Raw genomic sequence first — 2,421 nt, 5'->3', positions numbered from 1 at the left:
TTGGATCCATCTTCATACTGCCCCCAGACTCATGAAGTAGTTGCAAATAGCATGGGTTGATCGTCTACGACTTTGATTCGCAAGCCCTTGCGCCGTCCGCTTGTAACAAGCATGGCTTTTAGGTCGCCGCGCTTTACTCGCTGCAACACCGTCTGGCGTGAGACGCCGAGTTTCATGGTTGCTTCCAGCATGGGCAGATACTCCGGCGGGGCCTGCTCCACGATTCGCGCTCGCAGTTCTTCGGTGATGCGGATTTGCCACGGCGCGCCGGGAGTCACCTGTTCACCGGCGATGAAGCCTTCGGCCAGCCAACGATGGATAGTGGAGGTGTTCATACCCAGGATCTGTGCGGCCTTGCGGATCGGAACGACTTCTCCCGACGGAGGCCGCGCCGGTGACTGGAAGCGCGGGATGCCGCGATAACGCCGCAGACTGCCTACCTGATTGGCGGTGAAGCGTTCCCCGGTTGCTGTCTTGCGTCCCTGACGATTCAGGATGCCGGCGATAACCTCATCGGGATAGAGAGCTGCCAGACGAGGTAGCAACGAGATCGTGTCTTCACTCGTGCGCAGACCTCGCGGGAGGGAACGCGGCAGAGGGAGATCGATCTCGGTAAGCTCGCCACCCCGCCAGCGCAGCGTCAGATGGGCCCGATGTTCGGGGCGATCGACAGCCACGATCACCTCTTCCAAGAGGGTACGCAAAAGCTCCTTGCGATCGCGATCGGTAGTGGTGGGCGCTCTCCAGACTTTGCGTAGGTCAGAACCGAGAGCACGGATCCTGGTTTTCTCTTCCGGGCTGAGTGTGCGAGGACGCCGTTGCTGCCGACGCTCTAACTCTGCCTCAGCCGCCGCGAGATCCCGCAACCGCTTTTCCCATTCGGCTTCCAACCCGCGCGCCACCAGCCTGTTTTCCGGTTCCACCGCGCGATATTGGCGTTCAGCACGTTCGGTCTCGTACCGCGCACGTTCTACCGCCAGGCGCCACTGCCCGAGTGCCGCATCGTGATCCGCTTCCAGTTGCCGCATCGCCTGTTCGGTAGCCTCCACCGCAGCCGGCGTCAACGCTTCCAAAAACGCTTCCGCAACCACCTGATCGACCTGGATGCCACCGACGTTAAGACAGTAAACGCCTCGTCCCTGGACGATGTCTTTGCCCGAGCAGTGATAGCCGGGCGAGGCGTTTCTGCCGCGATAGTGAGTGTGCAGATGGCGGCCGCACTTGCCGCAAGTGGCCAGACCTTGCAGGAGTGCAGCGCCTTCTCTCACTGCACCGCCTGCCTGGTGAGGTTGGGGATGAACGTTGGCATCGATGCGAGTCTGATTGGCCTGGTAAGTTGCCCAGTCGATGAAGCCGAGATGATGATCCGGAAGAAGCACCGCCCACTCGGCCTGGGGTAGATGACGGGTTCGTCTGCGGAAGCTGCCATGTTCATCGACGTAACGCTCATGGCGGCACTTTCCGTAAGCATAGGCGCCAGCATACACCGGATTGGTGAGCACATGATGGATGGCGGTATACGTCGGAGCAACCCAGCGGATCTGACTGTTCATGGTGGCGCGCAACGGGAAGGAGAGTCCTTCGGAACGGAACCAGAGCCATACCTTGCGGGCCGATCCCAGTTCCGTAAACTTCGAGAACACCGTGCGAATAGCGCCGACCACGGCTTCGTCGGCTTGAAAGCGAACCTCGCCGTCCTCTTCGCCCCACACAAAACCTACGGGCAGACCCCGGCGTAGCTCTCCGCGCGCGGCCTTGTTGCGGATTCCGCCATCCAGTCGGGCGCGCAGGATATGAAGTTCCGCCTCCGACATGGTGCCTTTCAAGCCGAGGATCAGGCGATCATTGAAAAGAGCTGGATGATATATCCCGTCGCTGTCTCCGATCAGCGTATCCGTCATGCCGCACAGATCGAGCAGGCGATACCAGTCGGCGTTGTTGCGCGCCAGGCGGGAGACTTCCAGGCCGAGCACGATACCTACGTGGCCCAGAGCCACTTCTGCGGTCATGCGGGCAAACCCGGACCGCTTCACTGATCCGGAGCCGGAAAGACCCAGGTCTTCGTCAACGACGATCACCTGTTCTTTGGCCCAGCCCAGATCGCAGGCCCTTACCACCAAAGCGTACTGACGCGCCGTCGACTCCCGGTTGTATTCCACCTGCGATGGACTGGATTGACGAATGTAGACAAATGCCGCACGCCGCGTATGGCTGAGCTTTACCTTTCCGGATTCATTCATGGTCCTTCTCCTCGACGTGGGGTAGGGTGGCGTTGGCGATCAGCCTTGCCAGGATGTCGATTGCCAGAAGCTGTTGCTCGGCCTGCAGGGCTTCCCAGGGACAGCTTTTGTCGAGAAGCAGATCGAAGAGACACGGATGGTTTTCTCGCAAGGGGACTCTCCTCCTCAGCCTCGCTTGTAA

2 protein-coding genes are annotated in these 2,421 nt (G+C 60.3%); both read right to left on the bottom strand.

The annotated features are described in order from the left end of the window. Positions 1-29: 29 nt before the first annotated feature. A complete protein-coding gene (locus tag Q363_RS31350; protein ID WP_035358644.1) occupies positions 30-2,240 on the bottom strand; it encodes a recombinase family protein in 2,211 nt (736 codons plus the stop codon). After that, positions 2,233-2,421, bottom strand: a 189-nt coding sequence (locus tag Q363_RS31345) for a hypothetical protein (protein WP_035358642.1), incomplete at its 5' end; no start/stop codon positions are given. The genes Q363_RS31350 and Q363_RS31345, both read right to left, overlap by 8 nt.

The sequence above is a fragment of the Edaphobacter aggregans DSM 19364 genome (genome assembly GCF_000745965.1).
Taxonomy (GTDB): domain Bacteria; phylum Acidobacteriota; class Terriglobia; order Terriglobales; family Acidobacteriaceae; genus Edaphobacter; species Edaphobacter aggregans.
Note: the sequence above shows the minus strand (reverse complement) of the source record. Positions and strands in the feature narration are given on the sequence as shown.

Excerpts from the sequence above, each read along its gene's own strand:
- Q363_RS31350 (WP_035358644.1), bottom strand. The coding sequence starts at position 2,240 with ATGAATGAATCCGGAAAGGTAAAGCTCAGCCATACGCGGCGTGCGGCA.